Origin of the sequence: Streptomyces adustus, assembly GCF_009377175.1 — a bacterium.
GTDB classification, from domain to species: domain Bacteria; phylum Actinomycetota; class Actinomycetes; order Streptomycetales; family Streptomycetaceae; genus Streptomyces; species Streptomyces adustus.
Genome location: NZ_VJZD01000111.1, coordinates 12378 through 28851, shown reverse-complemented (window position 1 = coordinate 28851; position 16474 = coordinate 12378). Strand labels below are relative to the sequence as shown.

17 protein-coding genes are annotated in these 16474 nt (G+C 73.1%); 11 read left to right on the top strand and 6 right to left on the bottom strand.

Annotated features, from left to right (window positions below; translation table 11 throughout):
* Positions 1–17: 17 nt before the first annotated feature.
* Together FNH09_RS25190 and FNH09_RS46770 are read right to left on the bottom strand one after the other, a co-directional pair.
* Positions 18–767 carry a GNAT family N-acetyltransferase gene (locus tag FNH09_RS25190; RefSeq protein ID WP_152891794.1) on the bottom strand — a complete coding sequence of 250 codons (750 nt, stop codon included), beginning with the start codon at positions 765–767 and terminating at the stop codon, positions 18–20.
* On the bottom strand, positions 764–904 hold the full coding sequence (locus tag FNH09_RS46770; protein ID WP_156110834.1) for a hypothetical protein: 141 nt from the start codon (positions 902–904) through the stop codon (positions 764–766). Before FNH09_RS46770 ends, FNH09_RS25190 begins: the two co-directional genes overlap by 4 nt.
* A 155-nt stretch (positions 905–1059) precedes the next feature.
* Between FNH09_RS46770 and FNH09_RS25185 the strand changes: the two genes are divergently transcribed.
* From FNH09_RS25185 to FNH09_RS25160, 6 genes are all read left to right on the top strand, one after another.
* Complete coding sequence (locus tag FNH09_RS25185; protein WP_152891792.1) at positions 1060–1665, top strand: sulfite oxidase-like oxidoreductase; 606 nt, start codon at positions 1060–1062, stop codon at positions 1663–1665.
* 34 nt (positions 1666–1699) lie between these two features.
* A complete protein-coding gene (locus FNH09_RS25180) occupies positions 1700–2470 on the top strand; it encodes an FAD-binding oxidoreductase (protein ID WP_162469065.1) in 771 nt (256 codons plus the stop codon).
* Between the two features lie 196 nt (positions 2471–2666).
* A complete protein-coding gene (locus tag FNH09_RS25175) occupies positions 2667–3254 on the top strand; it encodes an Rv1733c family protein (RefSeq protein WP_152891790.1) in 588 nt (195 codons plus the stop codon).
* Between the two features lie 107 nt (positions 3255–3361).
* Complete coding sequence (locus tag FNH09_RS25170) at positions 3362–4330, top strand: acetylxylan esterase (RefSeq protein ID WP_152891788.1); 969 nt, start codon at positions 3362–3364, stop codon at positions 4328–4330.
* 121 nt (positions 4331–4451) lie between these two features.
* Positions 4452–5621, top strand: a complete 1170-nt coding sequence (locus tag FNH09_RS25165) for a serine hydrolase domain-containing protein (RefSeq protein WP_152891786.1) — start codon at positions 4452–4454, stop codon at positions 5619–5621.
* A gap of 149 nt (positions 5622–5770) precedes the next feature.
* The gene (locus FNH09_RS25160) at positions 5771–6646 is read left to right on the top strand and encodes a GntR family transcriptional regulator (RefSeq protein WP_152891784.1); all 876 of its coding nucleotides are present in this window, start codon (positions 5771–5773) and stop codon (positions 6644–6646) included.
* A 37-nt stretch (positions 6647–6683) separates the two neighbouring features.
* Here the strand turns inward: FNH09_RS25160 and FNH09_RS25155 are convergent, their stop codons facing one another.
* Positions 6684–7430 (bottom strand): class I SAM-dependent methyltransferase, encoded by a 747-nt coding sequence (locus FNH09_RS25155; RefSeq protein ID WP_152891782.1) that lies wholly within the window; start codon positions 7428–7430, stop codon positions 6684–6686.
* Positions 7431–7526: 96 nt separating this feature from the next.
* Here FNH09_RS25155 and FNH09_RS25150 point away from each other — a divergent pair, with 96 nt between their 5' ends.
* A complete protein-coding gene (locus tag FNH09_RS25150) occupies positions 7527–7925 on the top strand; it encodes a nuclear transport factor 2 family protein (RefSeq protein WP_152891780.1) in 399 nt (132 codons plus the stop codon).
* Between the two features lie 21 nt (positions 7926–7946).
* Here the strand turns inward: FNH09_RS25150 and FNH09_RS25145 are convergent, their stop codons facing one another.
* The 3 genes from FNH09_RS25145 to FNH09_RS25135 form a co-directional block, all read right to left on the bottom strand.
* A complete protein-coding gene (locus FNH09_RS25145) occupies positions 7947–9848 on the bottom strand; it encodes a hypothetical protein (RefSeq protein ID WP_152891777.1) in 1902 nt (633 codons plus the stop codon).
* A gap of 294 nt (positions 9849–10142) precedes the next feature.
* Positions 10143–11078 carry a VOC family protein gene (locus FNH09_RS25140; RefSeq protein WP_152891775.1) on the bottom strand — a complete coding sequence of 312 codons (936 nt, stop codon included), beginning with the start codon at positions 11076–11078 and terminating at the stop codon, positions 10143–10145.
* Complete coding sequence (locus FNH09_RS25135; RefSeq protein ID WP_238427095.1) at positions 11075–12007, bottom strand: fumarylacetoacetate hydrolase family protein; 933 nt, start codon at positions 12005–12007, stop codon at positions 11075–11077. The genes FNH09_RS25140 and FNH09_RS25135 overlap by 4 nt, the downstream gene beginning before the upstream one ends.
* 490 nt (positions 12008–12497) lie before the next feature.
* Between FNH09_RS25135 and FNH09_RS25130 the strand changes: the two genes are divergently transcribed.
* The 4 genes from FNH09_RS25130 (at position 12498) to FNH09_RS25115 (ending at position 16459) form a co-directional block, all read left to right on the top strand.
* Positions 12498–13469 carry an amidohydrolase family protein gene (locus FNH09_RS25130; protein ID WP_152891817.1) on the top strand — a complete coding sequence of 324 codons (972 nt, stop codon included), beginning with the start codon at positions 12498–12500 and terminating at the stop codon, positions 13467–13469.
* Entirely contained in the window at positions 13466–14443 is a 978-nt protein-coding gene (locus FNH09_RS25125; protein WP_152891771.1) for a cyclase family protein, read from the top strand. Before FNH09_RS25130 ends, FNH09_RS25125 begins: the two co-directional genes overlap by 4 nt.
* A 188-nt stretch (positions 14444–14631) precedes the next feature.
* The gene (locus FNH09_RS25120; protein WP_152891769.1) at positions 14632–15615 is read left to right on the top strand and encodes a LysR family transcriptional regulator; all 984 of its coding nucleotides are present in this window, start codon (positions 14632–14634) and stop codon (positions 15613–15615) included.
* Positions 15616–15682: 67 nt separating this feature from the next.
* Positions 15683–16459, top strand: coding sequence for an SDR family NAD(P)-dependent oxidoreductase (locus FNH09_RS25115; protein ID WP_338017679.1), 777 nt, complete (start codon positions 15683–15685; stop codon positions 16457–16459).
* Positions 16460–16474 lie beyond the last annotated feature (15 nt).

The following is a 16474-nucleotide window of genomic DNA, read 5'->3' as shown; positions in this document are numbered from 1 at the left end:
CCGCCCGGCCGTCCGCCCTACGCCACCCCCGCCGTCCGCTCCTGCCCCATCCGCTCCGGGACGCGCGCCGACAGGAACGCCGTCCGCATCCGCAGCCGAAAGCCGAGCGACTCGTACAGCCGGATGGCGCCCGCGTTGTCCGCGCCGGTGTGCAGGAACGGCGTGTCCCCGCGTTCGCGGATGCCGTGGGCGACGGCCAGGATCAGCCGGCTCGCCAGGCCCTGGCCGCGTACGGCCGGGTCGGTGCAGACCGCGCTGATCTCGGTCCACCCCGGCGGGCGCAGCCGCTCCCCCGCCATGGCGACGAGCGCTCCGTCACGCCTTATGCCCAGGTAGGAACCCATTTCGATGGTGCGGGGCGCGAAGGGTCCCGGCCGGGTTCGGGCGACCAGGTCGAGGATCTCGGGCACGTCGGCGGGACCGAGCGGCACCGCCTCCGGGTCCGGCGCGGCGGCCAGGCCGTCGTCGACGAGCTGGACACCCTCCATGTGGAAGGTGATCTCCCAGCCGGGCGGGACCTGTCCGCGGAAGCCGAGCAGCGGGACCTCGGCCCCGGGACCGGCCAGCGCGGCGAGATCCGCCCAGTCGCCGGCGTCCGGCTCGTCGGACAGGGCCAGCCAGGGAGAGACGTCGACCGGGTAGCGCAGCACCCGGCCGTGCCGTTCGGCGAAGTGGGCGTGCGGGCCGGTGAGGGCGGCGCGGGCGGGGTTGTCCAGGACGTGCGGCCGCGCCGGTCCCGAGGTGCTCGCGGGGCGGGCGACGCTCATCCGGCGGCCTCCGGGGCGGCCTCGGCGACGGTCCCGGTCCGGGGGTCGCCGTACCTCGTGAGGACGTACGCCTTCGGCATCTGCTTCCACTCTCCTTCGCTGTCGCGGGCCCACCGGTCGTACGGGGGGACCGGCAAGGGGCACGCCACGTGCAAGGACGATCTCCGGCCCGCTATTCCCCGCCGGACGGCGCGGGACGCACGGGCCGGGGCGGGGCGGGTCCCACTTGCACGTACGGTTGAATGTGCAAGCGACCGCACGCATCAGCTCGTAGGCAGGCACCGTCTCCCCCATGAACGTCACCCGAGGCTTCACCGGACGCCCTCGCGTCCACAATCCGGGGCTGCCACCCGGCCAGTACGACGCGGGCGACGACTGGCCCGTGCTGTCCGCCGAGGTCACACCGGACCTCGCGGCCTCGGACTGGACCTTCCGGGTGGACGGCCTGGTGGAGCGGCCGCAGACCTGGGACTGGGCGGCGGCGCACGCGCTGCCGGCCTCCTCCTACGAGGGCGACATCCACTGCGTGACGAGCTGGTCGAAGTTCGGGGTGCGGTTCGGGGGCGTGTCCCTGGACACGTTCCTGGCGGCCGTCGGCCCGCACGCGTCGGCCACCCACGCCGTCGCCTACGCGCACACCGGTTACACCGCGAGCCTGCCGCTCGCGGACCTGACCGGCGGGCGCGCCTGGATCGCGTTCGAGTACGACGGACGGCCGCTGGCCGCCGAGCACGGCGGTCCGGCCCGGCTGCTGGTGCCGCACCTGTACTTCTGGAAGAGCGCGAAGTGGATCGCCGGGCTGACCCTCCTCGACCACGACGAGCCGGGCTTCTGGGAGCAGAACGGCTACCACGCACGCGGCAACCCCTGGGACGAACAGCGGTACTCCGGTGACTGAGACGACGACGGCGACGGCGACCGAGACGACAGCGGTGACCGCGACGACGACGGCACGGACCGCTTTCGTTCCGCCCACCCGCTTCGCGGTGCCCGGCCGCATCGACGCCGGCGAGGCGGCGGTCGAGTGGCAGACGGCCACCCTCACGGAGATCCGGCGGGAGACCCCGCGCGCGGCCACCTTCCGGTTCGCGGTGCCCGCCTGGGCGGGGCACCTGCCCGGGCAGCACCTGATGCTGCGGCTGACCGCCGCGGACGGGTACGTGGCCCAGCGGCACTACTCGATCGCCTCGGCGCCGGACGGCTCGGGGCACATCGAGCTGACCCTGGACCACGTCGAGGGCGGCGAGGTGTCCGGCTGGTTCCACACCGAGGCCAGGCCCGGCGACCAGGTGCAGGTGCGCGGCCCGCTCAGCGGCTTCTTCGCCTGGCCCGGCGACCGGCCCGCCCTGCTGATCGGGGCCGGCTCCGGCGTCGTACCGCTGATGTCGATGGTGCGCCACCATCGCGAGCGCCGCCTGTCGGTGCCGCTGCGGCTGCTCGTGTCGGCGCGCGGTCCGCGGGAGCTCATCTACGCGGACGAGTACGGCACCGAGACCACGCCCGTGTTCACCCGGACCGCGCCCGCGGGCGTGCCGGTGGGGCGCATGACGGCCGCGCATGTGGCGCCGCTGCTGGCCGAGCGACCCGACGGCGGGTGGGAGGCGTACGTGTGTGGCTCCAACGCCTTCGCCGAGCACGCCTCGCGGCTGCTCGTGGCGGCGGGCCAGCCGGTGGACCGGATCCGGATCGAACGCTTCGGCTGACGGGCGATCCCCCGGGCCCGGGCGGTCTCCCGCCGCACCCCTGATCCGATTTGTACAGATTTAGGATCAATATCCGCCGAATGGGGTAAAACCCCCTGTGGCTCTCGCACGCTGCACGGAAGGAGTGGCGCACCGGCCGACGGGTACGGCTTCCCCCGACCTCTCGGCACCGCTGACGGCGAGGAGGTCGGCCGACATGCGAACCGCCATACGCTTGCGGCGCCTGCGGCGCAGTGCGCTGCGGCGACGCTCGGACGTCGTCGAGGTGTGGACGGCACTGTTCATGACCGTCCTGCTGTGCGTGGGTGCGCCCCTGGCCGGGGCCGTCGCGGGCTGGTGGGCGCACGGCGAGGCGCGGGCGCTCGGCGCGGCCCAGCGCGCGGAGCGCCATCGGGTGCGCGCCGAGGTGACCGGGCAGACGCCCGACACCCTGCCGTCCGTGGACGCCGGACGGCGGCAGACGTATCGCGTGCCCGTGCGCTGGACGGACGAGGACGGCAGGGTGCGCAGCACCACGGCGCGGGTGCCGGCCGGGACGCTCCGCGGTGACGTGGTCGACGTGTGGTTCGACGCGCAGGGCCGCAGCGTCGGGCCGCCGCAGGGCCGGACGGCCGTCTGGCAGCACACGCTCACCTCGGGGGTGTGCGCGGCGGGCGGTGCCGCCGCTCTCGTGCTCCTCGGGCAGGGCGCGGTCCGCCGGGTGGCCATGCGGCACCGGATGGCCGAGTGGGAACGGGACTGGGAGCACACCGAGCCGCAGTGGACGCGACGCCACCAGTCGTGACCCCGGCCCGCTTCGTTGAACCGTTTCACAGGGCCTGGCGCCCGCCGCGCGAGCGCACGTACGGTGTGATCGCCCGTACGCTCCGTTCGCACCGAAGGTGGTTCTCGATGGCCCTGTTCGACCTCGCTCTCGACGAGCTCCGTGAGTACCGCAGCGAGTCCACCGAGCCGGCGGACTTCGACGCGTTCTGGTCGAAGACGTTGCAGGAGGCACGCGAGCACGACCTGGACGTCCGATTCGAGCCGGTCGACACGGGGCTTTCCACGGTGCGGGTGTACGACGTGACGTTCGCCGGGTTCGGCGGCCACCCGGTGAAGGCCTGGCTGACGCTGCCCGCCGCGGCCGAGGAGCCGCTGCCGCTGGTGGTGGAGTTCATCGGGTACGGCGGCGGGCGCGGCCTGCCGCACGAGCACCTGCTGTGGGCGTCGACGGGCCGCGCCCACTTCGTCATGGACACCCGCGGCCAGGGCAGCGCGTGGGGCGGCGGCGGTGGCACCGCCGACCCGGTGGGCGGGGCGCCCGCGTACCCCGGATTCATGACCCGGGGCATCGACGCGCCCGAGAACTACTACTACCGGCGGGTGTTCACGGACGCGGTACGGGCCGTCGAGGCCGCCCGGTCGCATCCGCTGGCCGACGCGTCCCGCACGGTGGCGCTCGGCGCCAGCCAGGGCGGTGGCATCACCCTCGCCGTGGGCGGTCTGGTCCCGGACCTGGTCGCGGTCGCCCCCGACGTGCCGTTCCTGTGCGACTTCCCGCGCGCGGCCACGCTGACGGACCGCCACCCCTACCGGGAGATCGGCCTCTTCCTCAAGACGCACCGCGGCCGCGGCGGGGATGCCCTGCGCACCCTGTCCTACTTCGACGGCGTGCACTTCGCGGCCCGGGGCCGGGCGCCGGCGCTGTTCTCGGCGGCCCTGGAGGACCAGACCTGCCCGCCCTCGACGGTCTTCGCGGCCTTCAACGCCTGGGCGCACGACGACAAGGCGATCGAGGTGTACGACTTCAACGACCACGAGGGCGGCGGCCCGTACCAGGAAGCGGCCAAGGTGCGCTGGCTGCGGTCGTACGCCTGAGCGCTGGGCGGGGACACAGGCCGCCCTGGGCGGCCTTCCCTCCAGTCCGACCAGTCGGTACGTTCTTGGGGCCCGGGCCGCGGCGGTGCGGCCCGGTGTTCCGGCGGACGACGGAGGACACATGCCCGACCAGCACGAGCCACGGGTCCACGGCCACTGCGACGCGCGCTTCGCGGCGGTGCGCACGGCGTTCGAGGAGAACTTCCGCGAGCGCGGCGAGCTGGGCGCCGCGGTGACCGTCACCCTCGACGGCAGGACCGTGGCCGATCTGTGGGGCGGCTGGGCGGACCCGGCGCGCACCCGGCCGTGGGAGCGGGACACCCTGGTCAACGTGTGGTCGACGACGAAGGGGCCGGTGGCCCTGTGCGCGCACATCCTCGCCGACCGGGGACTGCTCGACCTCGACGCGCCGGTGGCCGCGTACTGGCCCGAGTTCGCGGCGGCGGGCAAGGAGCGGGTGCTCGTACGGCATCTGCTGTCGCATCGCGCGGGCCTGGCGGGGCTGCGCGAACGGCACACTCCCGCCGAGTTCTACGACTGGGAGCTGACCACCCGCCGGCTCGCGGCGACCGAGCCGTGGTGGGAGCCGGGGACTCGGTCGGGGTATCACGCGCTGACCTACGGCCACCTGGTCGGCGAGGTGGTGCGGCGGGTGTCGGGGCTGCTGCCGGGCGCGTTCCTGGAACGGGAGGTGACCGGGCCGCTGGGCGTCGACTTCACCGTCGGGCTGCCGGAGAAGGAGGCCGGACGGGCGGCCGAGCTGGTGCCTCCGCCAGCCGCGCCGAGCAGTGAACGGGCGGCGGTCTTCAGCCAGTTGGCGCCCGCGGCGGTCGCCGCCCTGACCAACCCGGCGATGGGCGCGGCGGAGGCCAACTCGCCCGAGTGGCGGGCCGCGGAGATCCCCGCGGCGAACGGGCACGGCACGGCCCGGGCCGTCGCCGCGCTGTACGGGATCCTCGCGGGCCGGGGCACCTTCGACGGCCGTCGCGTGCTGTCCGCCGAGGCGGCCGAGCAGGTGCGCGAGGGGCAGGGCAGCTGCCGCGACCTGGTCATCGGGTCCGGTTTCGCCCATGACACCGAGGCCGGGCTCGGGCTGTGGCTCAGCGGCCCGAACGGCTCGTACGGGCCGAACCCGAGGGCCTTGGGGCACGACGGCTTCGGCGGCTCCTGCGGTCTGGCCGATCCGGAGGCGGGGCTGTCCCTGGGCTACGTCATGAACCGGATGGGGTCGAGGATCGCCGACGACCCACGGAAGATGGCGCTGGTCGACGCCGCGTACAGCGCGCTCTGACGCCGCGTGGGGTGCTGTGGCGGGTGGGGCGCGTGGGTCGGTTTCGGCCGAACCTGCGGACCGACCTTCCCAACTGGTTTAGACCAATGGTAGATCTGGTCGCGCAATGAGCTCGCACGGCTACGTCTTGTCACCATAGGAGGCGCGGCATGGCCCGCACCACCCCCCACGACTCCACCCACCCGCGAACCGACGACCACGCGCCGGCCCCGGACCACGCACGGACCGACAGCAGCGCGCGGACCGACAGCAGCGCGCGGACCGACGGCAGCGCGCGGACCGAGAGCCGCACACGACCCGAGGACCGCGCACCGACCGAAGGCGGGACCCTGTACTGGCAGGTCGCCACCACGTTGCTCGGCGAGCTGCGGGACGGGACCATCCCGCCCGGTGAACGCCTGCCGGGCGAACGGCGGCTCGCCGAGCGCTTCGGCGTCAGCAGGCTGACCGTCCGGCAGGCGCTGGAGGTGCTGCGGCACGACGGTCTGGTCACCACCGACCGGCGCGGCAGCCACGCCACCCTGACGGGCCGCCCGCTGGAGGACCCGGCCTCGCTCGCCTTCCCGGTCGGTGTGCGCAGCCCGGATCCCGGCGCCGTCGACCGGGCCACCGTCGCCTGGGAGCCGCCCCCGCCGGACCACGCCCGCGCCCTGGGCCTCGCCCCGCACCATCCGACCCTCGTGCACCGCTACGAGTGGACCGCCGCCGACGGGGGCGGCAAACGCTCCGCCGTGACCTCGTTCTCCGCCGTGGCGCTGTCCGAGGTGGCGGAGCTCGGCCGCTACCGGAACCGGGCCGACGGCACCGCCGCGGCCCAGCTCCGCCGGGCCTACGACTGGATGCGCAGGGCGGGCCTGACCCTGCACCACCGCGACTCCATCACCCGGCTGGACGGCGCGCCCTCGATGCGGGTGACCCGGCGCGTCCACGACCAGTACGCGCGTCCGCTGGAGATCACGGACCTGCTCGTGGACGCTCGGCAGGACGCTCTGGTGTACGAGTTCACGGTGCCGGCGGCCGGCTGACGGCCCGGACCCGTGGCCGGTCCAGGCGGCGGGAACGTCACGGCCGGACGGCCACCGCCCTGGCCGGCCGGACGGCCGTGACCAGCCGGGCGCGCGGGCTGCCGTCGCGCCTGCGCCCGAACTCGGGCAGCGGCTGGAGGCTCATGCGCAGCCCGGCGCCCGCCAGCTCCCGCCGTACCTGCCCGAGCCCGAAGGCGCGGTAGTACATGACGAACGGCGGCCGCCACACCGCGTTGCGCACCCGCATCGCCGCGTCGAAACCCGCCAGCGTCCAGAACGCCGGGGACGACGGGCGCGGCGGGGCGACCACGGGGAACACGAAGCGGCCGCCGGGCCGCAGCACGGAGTGGACCTGGGCGAACAGGCCCGGCAGCTCATGGGGCAGGAAGTGCCCGAACGCCCCGAAGCTCACCACCAGGTCGAAGGCGGGGCCGAACGGCAGGGCGCGGGCGTCGGCCCGCACCCAGGAGATCCGCGGCCCCGCCCCCGCGGTGCGCCCGCGGGCCCGCGCGAGCATCCCCGCGCTGAAGTCGAGGCCGGTGACACTCCGGCGGCACACCCGGGACAGCACGTCCACTCCGGCGCCCGTGCCGCAGCACAGGTCGAGGCCGTCGTCCACGGGGCCGTCCCACTCCAGTGCGGACGCCACCGCGTCGAGCACGGAGTCCGGGGTGCGGAACGGGGTGTGGTCGAACTTGGGGGCGAGCAGGTCGTAGCCGTGCTCGACGGAGGACAGCGCCTGGACGGCGAGTTCTCGCAGGCTGGGGCCTTCGGGGCTGAACATCCCGATCAGCGTAGAGGAACCGGGCCGTGGACACGCTGACGACCGGTGACTACTCTGACCCACCAATACTCAACTAATTGACTATGAGGTGATCTGATGCGCGCGTTCCGCGAGGCGGTCGAGGCCGGCGATCTCGACGCCGTGGAGGCACTGCTGGCCGAGGACGTCGTCTTCAGCAGCCCGGCGGTGTTCAAGCCGTACCAGGGCAAGGCGATCACCGCGGCGATCCTGCGTACCGTCGCCGGTGTCTTCGAGGACTTCCGCTACGACCGTGAGCTGACGTCGGCCGACGGCCGTGACCACGCGCTGGTCTTCAGCGCCCGGGTGGACGACCGTGAGCTCAGCGGCTGCGACTTCATCCATGTCGACGAGGACGGTCTGATCGACGCGCTCACGGTCATGGTGCGCCCGCTGTCCGGCCTCCAGGCCCTCGCGGCCGCCATGGGCGCGCAGTTCGAACGGATCGCGAAGGAGGCGGAGGCGCGCTCCGTCTGATCAGCGCGCCTCCGCCGGTTCTCAGGCCACCGTGAGGGTGATGGCTCCGGTGTGGGTCGTGCCGGGTTCGAGGACCGTGGCGGTGCCGTCGACCGTCACGGTCAGCCGCTTGCCGCGCGGCGCCTTGACGGCCGCGTCGGCGGCGAGGGCGATCGAGGTCAGGTACGAGGTGCCGGTGACGGTCCAGACCGAACCGCTGTTCAGCCGGACGACGGCGCCGTTGTTGACGGCGGCCCGTACGGTGTTGGTGACGATGCCCAGTTCCTGGAAGTTCGCCGCGTCGATGGTGGACACCCGGTGCCTGGCCTCGGACGCGGAGATCACGCCCTCCACCGTCGAGCCCTCGAAGGTGAGGACCATGTTCTTGCCCTTGCGCACACCGTTGTAGAAGTCGCCCTTCAGCGCGATGGCGGTGAAGGTGGCGGCACCGTCGGTGGAGTGCGCGGCGGTGACGTCGAAGCCCGTGTCCCTCACCGGGTCCCCGGTCGGCTCGGTGTAGACGCCGACGTTCATCATCTTGCCGCCCACGTTGACCGGGCCCGGGTCGTCCAGCTCGATCATCTGGAGGATGATCCCGTCGCGCGGTTCCAGCCGGGCGCCCTTCGAGCCGTCGACGGAGATGGCGGTCTGCTGGCCCTTGTTGAGGAACGTGGCCCGCTCGGACTCGATCACCGTGCCGCCGTCGAGGGTCAGCGTGCCCGCGCCGAAGAACATGTAGCCGAAGTGCCCCGACCGTACGACCGTGCTGCGCACCGGCAGGGCCGCCAGTTCGGCCTTCGACAGACCGAGTCCCAGCTCCGAGTCGAGCGCGGCGACCGCCTCGCGGGTGCTGTCGCCGTAGTGCACGACCGCTGCGGGCCCGGCGATGATGGTGGCGTAGCTGCCGACGTCGAAGCGCGAGCCGAGGACCCGTACGGTCGCGTCGCCGATGGCGTAGGTGCCGTACCCGTACTCACCCGTGTTGCCGACATGGCTGTTGATCGCGGTCAGCTTCAGACCGCTGCCGCCCTCCACCGACAGGGCACCCCAGGTCTCGGAGAAGACGGTCGAGTTGAGATAGGTGGCCCGGCTGTTCTTGCCGACGAGGTTGGTGGCGCGGACGTTGCCGTCCAGACCGAGCATCCAGGGCACCGACTGCATGTACGGGGTCTCCACGGTGGCCCGGTAGTCGGCGGGCAGCACGCCGTTGCGGGTGCGGACGGTGGAGTTCTTCACGAGTACGGCGGCCCCGTCGTCCGCGATGACACCGGTTCGGACCACGCCCTTGGTGCCGATCCGCGCGCCGTCCAGGACCAGTGTGGTCGCCGGGCCGGTCCCGACGACCGCGGCACCGTACCCGGCGAAGTCGCAACGGCCGTTGCCGATCAGGGAGATGGTGGGCCGCTGGAGCGTGTAGGCGGCGTTCTTCACGTACACGGCGTCGAAGCACTCGCCGGTGGAGGTGACGGACACCCCGCGCGCGAGGGTGTCCGTCACCTTGCCGCCGAGCACGGCCGCGAGGACGGACCGGTCCCGGTCGACGCCGTCGGCGCCGACGTACAGCGCCTGCCGGAAGGGGAAGGTGAGCGTCTGGTAGGTCACCGGGTTGTCCGGCGTCACGGTGAGGACGACGTCGCCGCGGTAGGTGCCGGCCTGGATCAGGGTGAGGGTCCCGCCGGTGGCGGTGAGCGCCTGGCCGGTCTCCGCTCCGTCGACGGTCAGCGTGACGCTGTGGCCGTCGGGGGCGGTGATCGTGCCGCCCTCGGCGACGGTCAGGAGGCCGACCCGGGTGGTCGCGGTGAGCCGGTACGTCTCCCCCGCGCCGACCGTGATCCGGCTGCCCGCCGCCTTCGGTGCGGCGGTGGCGGAGGCGGCCGGGACCAGTACGGCACCGGCCGCGGCCGTACCGGCGATCAGGAGGGAGCGTCGGGTGATCAGCGTCATTGCATGCCTTCCCACAGTTCGAATGCGTCCTTGCGCAGGGTGACGAACCGGCCGCCGCACGCGGGGCGGTCCCGGCCGGGATCAAGGCACCCGAGGGGCGCTCGATGGAGTGAAGCAGCCGGGCACACCTGGGAACAGGCGGGTCGCACACGCATCCCGGAACCCGATGCCTCGGATCGGGCCGCCCGTTGCATGGCGATCACACAGAGTGGCCACAGTCGGCAGGGGCGCGCGCGACGACGAGGCGGGCGGCCGTGGGGCCGTCCCGCCTCGGTGTGCACCGGGCCTTGCGGATCAGACGGGCGGTGCCTCGAAGAGCACGTCGGGGTCGTTGAACTGCTCCTTGGCGACCGACTCGCTCATCGGGTCGGCGGTGCCCCACTGGTCCTGGGTGAGCGGGTCGGCCACGTCGTGCCGGCCCGGATGCCACAGGTCCTCCTCCAGGACGGCGAGTTCGGTCGTGTACTCGACGGTGTTGCCGTGCGGGTCGTGGAAGTAGGAGAAGGTGTTGTCGCCCGCCAGGTGCCGACCCGGACCCCAGGTGAGCCGGGTCCCGGCCCGCAGCGCCCGCCCGGTGCCGCGCATGTACTCCTCGACGCCCCGCATCTCGAACGAGGCGTGGTGCAGTGAGACATGGGGTCCGCGGGCGATGGCGAACGAGTGGTGCAGCGGGCTGCACCGCAGGAAGTACATGAGGTCGCCCATGTGCGTGGAGTACAGGGTGTCGGTCAGGCGGAAGCCCAGGTGCCGGACGTAGAAGTCCCGCAGCCCCTCCGGGTCCTGGGAGTTGACCACGCAGTGCGAGAGTCGCACCGGGATCGCCTCGCGCTCCTCGACCTTGCGGTGGACCCGGGTGGCCACGTCCGCCGACACCTCCACGACCCGCCCGTCGGGGTCGAAGAACCGCAGGCCGTAGCCGCCGCCGGGGGTGTCCAACGCCCTTGGTTCATGGACCGGTCGCACTCCGGCGCGGGCGAGCCGTACCGCGAGTTCGTCCACTGCGGCGGGCGAGTCGGCGCCGAAGGCGACCAGGTCCATGCGCTTGCGCTCGTCCTTGCGGATGCGGACGACGTACTGTTCCGGGCTGCCCTCGGCGGCGAAGAACGCGATGCCGCTGTCGTTCGCCACCTCCGTCAGCCCCCAGGTGGTGCCGTAGAAGGCCCGCTGCCGTTCGAAGTCCGGTACGGCCAGGTCGACATGGCGCAGATGGGTGATGGGCTGGAAGCTCATGCGTGGCTCCTGACGGTGTTGCGCTGACGGCCGAGGCCCGTGATCTCCGCGTCGATCACGTCGCCGGGCCTGAGGAACACGCCCCAGTGGGCGCCGTTGCCGGCCGGCGAGCCGGTGAGGACGAGGTCGCCCGGGCGCAGGGTGGTGGTCGCTGAGGCGTAGGCGAGCAGCCGGGGGATGTCGAAGATCATGTCCTTGGTGGACTCGTCCTGCCGGACGACGCCGTTGTGGCGCAGGGTGATCCGGAGGTCGCCCGGGTCGCCGACGAACGCGGCCGGGACGAGGAAGGGGCCGGTGGGCAGGAAGGTGTCGGCGTTCTTGGCGGTGAACCAGTCGGTGCCGATGGCCTTCAGGTCGGGCCGGTAGAGGCGGTCGCGGGTGGTGAGGTCGTTGCTGATGGTGTAGGCGGCGACGTACGACATCGCGTCCTCGACCGGGATGTTCCGGCCCGTTCTGCCGATGACCAAGGCGAGTTCGAGTTCCCAGTCGTGCTGTTCGCCGAGCGCGGGCAGCACGATGTCGTCGTAGGGGCCGCACAGGGCGCGCGGGGAGCCGAGGAAGAGGTACGGGACTCCGTTGCGGCTCCGCTCGTCCATCATCTTCTCGGCGTCGGCGCGGGCCGCCTGCGGGGTGGCGCCGTGCACGCTCTCCTTCTCGGCGGCCACCAGATCGACCACGTGCCTGCGGTAGTTGGCGCCGCTCTGGAGGATCTGGCCCGGCTCGATCGGGGTCAGCACCCGCAGGGCGGCCAGGTCGTGCCAGGTGCCGTCGGTGCGGGCCGCGAGTTCGCCGAGGCGGGGCAGCAGCCCGTCCCAGTCCTCGACCAGTGCGCGCACGGACGGCGCCAGGTCGGACAGGTCGCGCACGCGGGCTCCGGCGACCAGGCCGGGAAAGGCGCCGCCGGCCGGCGTGCTCGCGAAGGTGCCCAGCGCGAACGGTCCGGCGAGGGGCGCGTATCCCGCGCCGGGCGGGGCCGGGTTCTCGGGGGAGGCAGGGTGATCGGGCACGGCGGCTCTCCTCGTACGGGTGGGGGGCTCGCCCTCGACGCTAGGGAGCGCGGGGCGTCGGCGGAAATGGCCGTTGGCGATGCCTGTCATCGGCGGCCGTCCCCGGCCCCGCCTGCGCCGATGTGCGACGCCGGGCGCGGCACCGAGGGGGGCGGCGGCATCGCCGTACGGGATGTGTGACGTGCCCCTTGCCGATGCCTCGATCCGTTGACCACCCCACGGGCCGCCGCGCAGGCTCGGAGCACCCATCCGAGGAGATCGACAGGAGAGCGCCGTGGTCGTCGAGCATGCCGGGCCGACCGTCGAGGCCGGGCAGGCCGGCCCGGCCCCCGGGCCCCACGCACAACCGGCCGCCCCGGCCGTCGGAGCCGGGACCCCGTCGGCCGTCCCGGTCGTCGACTTCCACGGTCATCTGGCCGTTCCGGCGGCCGCCGCCCTCGTCGCGGGCAGCGCGGGCCTGGCGGCCGAGCTGGCCGCCGAGCGGCGCGGCCACTCCCCCGCCTCGACGGCCGTCAACCGGGACCAACTCCAGCGCCTGGCACCGAAGTTGACTGGGATCGACGCGCGGATCGCCGATCTCGACGCGATGGGGGTGGACATCCAGGTGGTCGGCCCGATGCCCATGCACCACTACTGGGCGGACCGGGATCTCGCGGTGCGGCTGGCCCGTACCGTCAACACCGCGGTGGCCGGGCACTGCGCCGCCGCGCCGGGCCGGCTGTACGGCCTGGGCACGGTGCCCCTCCAGCATCCCGACCTCGCCGTGGCCCTGCTGGACACGGCGGTCACCGAGCACGGTCTGTACGGGATCAGCGTCTCCACCACCGTCGACGGCCGCGAGCTCGCCGACCCGGCGCACGACGTCGTCTGGCGCCGGGCCGAGGAACTCGGCGCGGTCGTCTTCGTACACCCGTGGGGCTGCTCGCTGGGCGAACGGCTGGCGAGCCACTATCTGGGCAACACCGTCGGACAGCCGGTCGAGACGACGGTCGCCCTCTCGCACCTGATCTTCACCGGCGTCCTCGACCGCTTCCCGCGCCTGAAGCTGGTGGCCGCGCACGGCGGCGGCTACCTGCCGACCTACGTCGGCCGCTCCGACCACGCCTGGCTGGTGCGCGAGGACGCCCGCGGCTGCGCCGCACCGCCCAGCTCCTATCTGCGCCGGATGTGGTTCGACGGGCTCGTCTACACCCCGCGGGCCCTGCGCCACCTGGTCGCGGAGGTCGGCGCCGACCGGGTCGTCCTCGGCACCGACCACCCCTTCGACATGGGGGTCACCGACCCCGTGGCCCGGCTGGACGCCGCCGGGTTCACTCCGGCCGAGCGGGCCGCGATCGCCGGGGGCAACGCCCTCGCCCTGCTGACGGAAGGACGTACCCGATGACCCCCACCCCCCTCGGCCCCGTCGCGGAGGAACTCGCCAAGGCCCGCGCCGCCTACCGCAACTGGGGGCGCTGGGGGCCCGACGACGTCCTGGGCACGCTGAACTTCCTCGACGACGCGATACGGGCGCACGCGGCCGGTCTGGTCCGGCGCGGCCGGTCCTTCTCGCTGGCGCTGGAGTTCAACGAGGACGGGCCGCAGCGCGGCTTCCGCGGCCGGATCAACCCCGTGCACTACATGAAGGACACCGGCTCGGACGCGGCGGCCGGCACCCAGGGTTTCCCGCACGGCTTCGGCGGCGCCGACGACCATGTCGTGATGCCGTTGCAGGCCTCGACGCAGTGGGACGGCCTCGGCCACATCTTCGACGACAAGCGGGCCTGGAACGGCCGTCCGTGCACGATCGTCAACGGCGACGGCGACTCGGTCACCGGCATCGAGCACATGCGGGACGCCTTCACCGGACGCGGCGTGCTGCTCGACGTGGGCCGCGCGTTCGGTGACGAACACGGCGAACTCCCCGACGGGTTCGCCGTCCGGGAGGAGCATCTGCGCGCCACGATCGAGGCGCAGGGCGCCACGTCGGGCGTCCGCCGCGGCGATCTGGTGCTGGTGCGCACCGGGCAGCTCGGCCGGGTAAGGCGGCAGGGCGGCTGGGGCACGTACGCCGCCGGGGACGCGCCCGGCCTGTCCTTCACCACCCTCGGCTGGCTGCACCGCACGGAGATCGCCGCGATCGCCTCCGACACCTGGGGCCTGGAGGTGCGGCCGTACGAGTTCGCCGAACCCGCCATGTCGCCGCTGCACCAGATCGCCATCCCCAACATGGGGCTGCCGCTGGGCGAGATGTGGGACCTGGAGGCGCTGGCGGCGGACTGCGCCGCCGACGGCGTCCATGAGTTCCTGCTGGTGGCCGCCCCACTGCCGGTGACCGGCGCGGTGGGCGCCCCCGTCAACCCGATCGCGCTCAAGTGAGGACGCCGCTCCCCTGGCGCAGGCGTGCACGACAACCTCCACCACCCGCCTGACCTGCGCACATCCGGGGATCCGATGGTTGCCATCAGATCCCTGTGAGTTGCCGCCGGAAGTCTTCCTCGGCGCGAAACCGCTGGTTACGCTCCGGTTTCACCGAGCTTCAAGGACGCGGCCGGAAGGACACACTGATGGGTCTCGGGGCGATCGACCTCAATCTTCTGGTGGCGCTGGAAGCGCTCCTGGAGGAGAAGAACGTCACCCACGCGGGAGTCCGGCTGTCCACCAGCCAGTCCGCGATGAGCGGCTCGCTGGCGCGGCTGCGCCGTCACTTCAACGACGAGCTGCTGGTGCGGGTGGGCCGCGAGTACGAGCTGACCCCGCTCGCCGAGCGGCTGCTGCCGGTCGTCCAGGCCTCACTGCACAAGGCCGAGGAGGCGCTGTCGCTGACCCGGCACTTCGACCCGCAGCGCAGCAGGCAGCGCTTCTCGGTGGTGATGTCCGACTATGTGATGTCGGTGTTCGTGGAGCCGCTGCTGCGGGTCATCGCGCAGGAGGCGCCCGGCGTCCGCCTCGACTTCCACCCCATCGTGGACGGGCAGCTGGAGACGGAGACGCATCTGCGCTGCCACGACCTGATGATCGTGCCGCTGGGCTATCAGTTGCCCGGGGTCAGCGAGGCAGTCATGCACGACCGGTTCGTGTGTCTCGTCGACCCGGACAGCCCGCGCCTCCAGGACGGCCGGCTCGGACTGCGCGACCTGGCGGAGATGCCGCACGCGGCGTGCGCCATCGGCAAGAGCCACACCCCGGCCGACCGCCAGCTGGAGACGCTCGGCATCACTCCCAGGGTGCAGGTCAGCACGCCGGGCTTCAGTGTGCTGCCGTTCCTGGTGAGCGGCACCGACCTGGTCGCCCTGGTTCCCGAGCGGCTGGCGCGGCGCTACGAGGGCTTCGCGCGCTGTGCCGTCGTACCGACGCCGTTCCCGGACGTGCCGCTGGTGGAGGCCATGTACTGGCACCACAACCGGCACGCGGACCCGGCACACCGGTGGCTGCGCGAGACGGTGCGCAGGGTGGGCGCCTCGCTGGACGAGCCCGCTCCGGGGGAGATCGCCGGTGCGGATGCCAGTCATGACGAAGACGCGTTTCCGGAGCTGCCCGTGGCTTCCTAGCGTGGACGGCGCAGACCCGGACGGAAGAGATCCGGACGGGAGAGGCACCGCGCCCAGTGGAGGAGCCGTGAACCGTACCCGCCTGGCGGGCCGTACCGTCGTCGTCACCGGAGCAGCGCAGGGCCAGGGGGCCGCGGAGGCGGCGGCCGCGGCCCGGGAGGGCGCGACCGTGATCGCGACCGATGTCCTGGACGAGCCCGGGGAGAAGCTGGCGGCGGCCCTGCGCGCCGAGGGCCTGGAGGTCGCCTACCGGCACCTGGACGTGTCGTCGGAGCGGGACTGGGCGGCGCTGGCCGCCTCGCTCGACCGGGTGCACGGGCTGGTGAACAACGCGGGCATCCCGATGCGGGCCCGGCTCGGCGAGGTCGAACTCGCCGACTTCAACCGGGCGTTCGCGGTGAACTGCGCGGGCGCGCTGCTGGGCATCCAGGCGTTGGCCCCGCTGATGCCTGCCGGGTCGTCGATCGTGAACGTGGGCTCGGTGGCGGGCCTGACGGCGCATCACGCGGTCGCGTACACGGCGAGCAAGTGGGCGCTGCGGGGCCTGTCGAGGGTGGCCGCGCTGGAGCTGGCCCCGCGCGGGATCCGCACGAACGTCGTCCATCCCGGGTACATCGAGACGCCGTTGATGGCGTCCGCGAACCCGGTGTTCGTGCGCGCCCATGTGTCCATGACGCCGCAGGGCCGGGCGGGCACCGTGGACGAGGTGGCGCCGCTGGTCGTCTATCTGCTCTCCGACGAGGCCTCGTACGTCAACGGCGCCGAGATCACGGTGGACGGCGGCTACGCGGCGCACGGCGGGGTACGGGCGATCACCAACGCGCTGGACGGGGCCGACGGCTGAACCGTCGGCCCCGTC

Coding starts and splice junctions, on each gene's coding strand:
- FNH09_RS25190 (WP_152891794.1), bottom strand. CDS start 767: ATGAGCGTCGCCCGCCCCGCGAGCACCTCGGGACCGGCGCGGCCGCAC.
- FNH09_RS25185 (WP_152891792.1), top strand. CDS start 1,060: ATGAACGTCACCCGAGGCTTCACCGGACGCCCTCGCGTCCACAATCCG.
- FNH09_RS25175 (WP_152891790.1), top strand. CDS start 2,667: ATGCGAACCGCCATACGCTTGCGGCGCCTGCGGCGCAGTGCGCTGCGG.
- FNH09_RS25170 (WP_152891788.1), top strand. CDS start 3,362: ATGGCCCTGTTCGACCTCGCTCTCGACGAGCTCCGTGAGTACCGCAGC.
- FNH09_RS25165 (WP_152891786.1), top strand. CDS start 4,452: ATGCCCGACCAGCACGAGCCACGGGTCCACGGCCACTGCGACGCGCGC.
- FNH09_RS25160 (WP_152891784.1), top strand. CDS start 5,771: ATGGCCCGCACCACCCCCCACGACTCCACCCACCCGCGAACCGACGAC.
- FNH09_RS25155 (WP_152891782.1), bottom strand. CDS start 7,430: ATGTTCAGCCCCGAAGGCCCCAGCCTGCGAGAACTCGCCGTCCAGGCG.
- FNH09_RS25150 (WP_152891780.1), top strand. CDS start 7,527: ATGCGCGCGTTCCGCGAGGCGGTCGAGGCCGGCGATCTCGACGCCGTG.
- FNH09_RS25145 (WP_152891777.1), bottom strand. CDS start 9,848: ATGACGCTGATCACCCGACGCTCCCTCCTGATCGCCGGTACGGCCGCG.
- FNH09_RS25140 (WP_152891775.1), bottom strand. CDS start 11,078: ATGAGCTTCCAGCCCATCACCCATCTGCGCCATGTCGACCTGGCCGTA.
- FNH09_RS25125 (WP_152891771.1), top strand. CDS start 13,466: ATGACCCCCACCCCCCTCGGCCCCGTCGCGGAGGAACTCGCCAAGGCC.
- FNH09_RS25120 (WP_152891769.1), top strand. CDS start 14,632: ATGGGTCTCGGGGCGATCGACCTCAATCTTCTGGTGGCGCTGGAAGCG.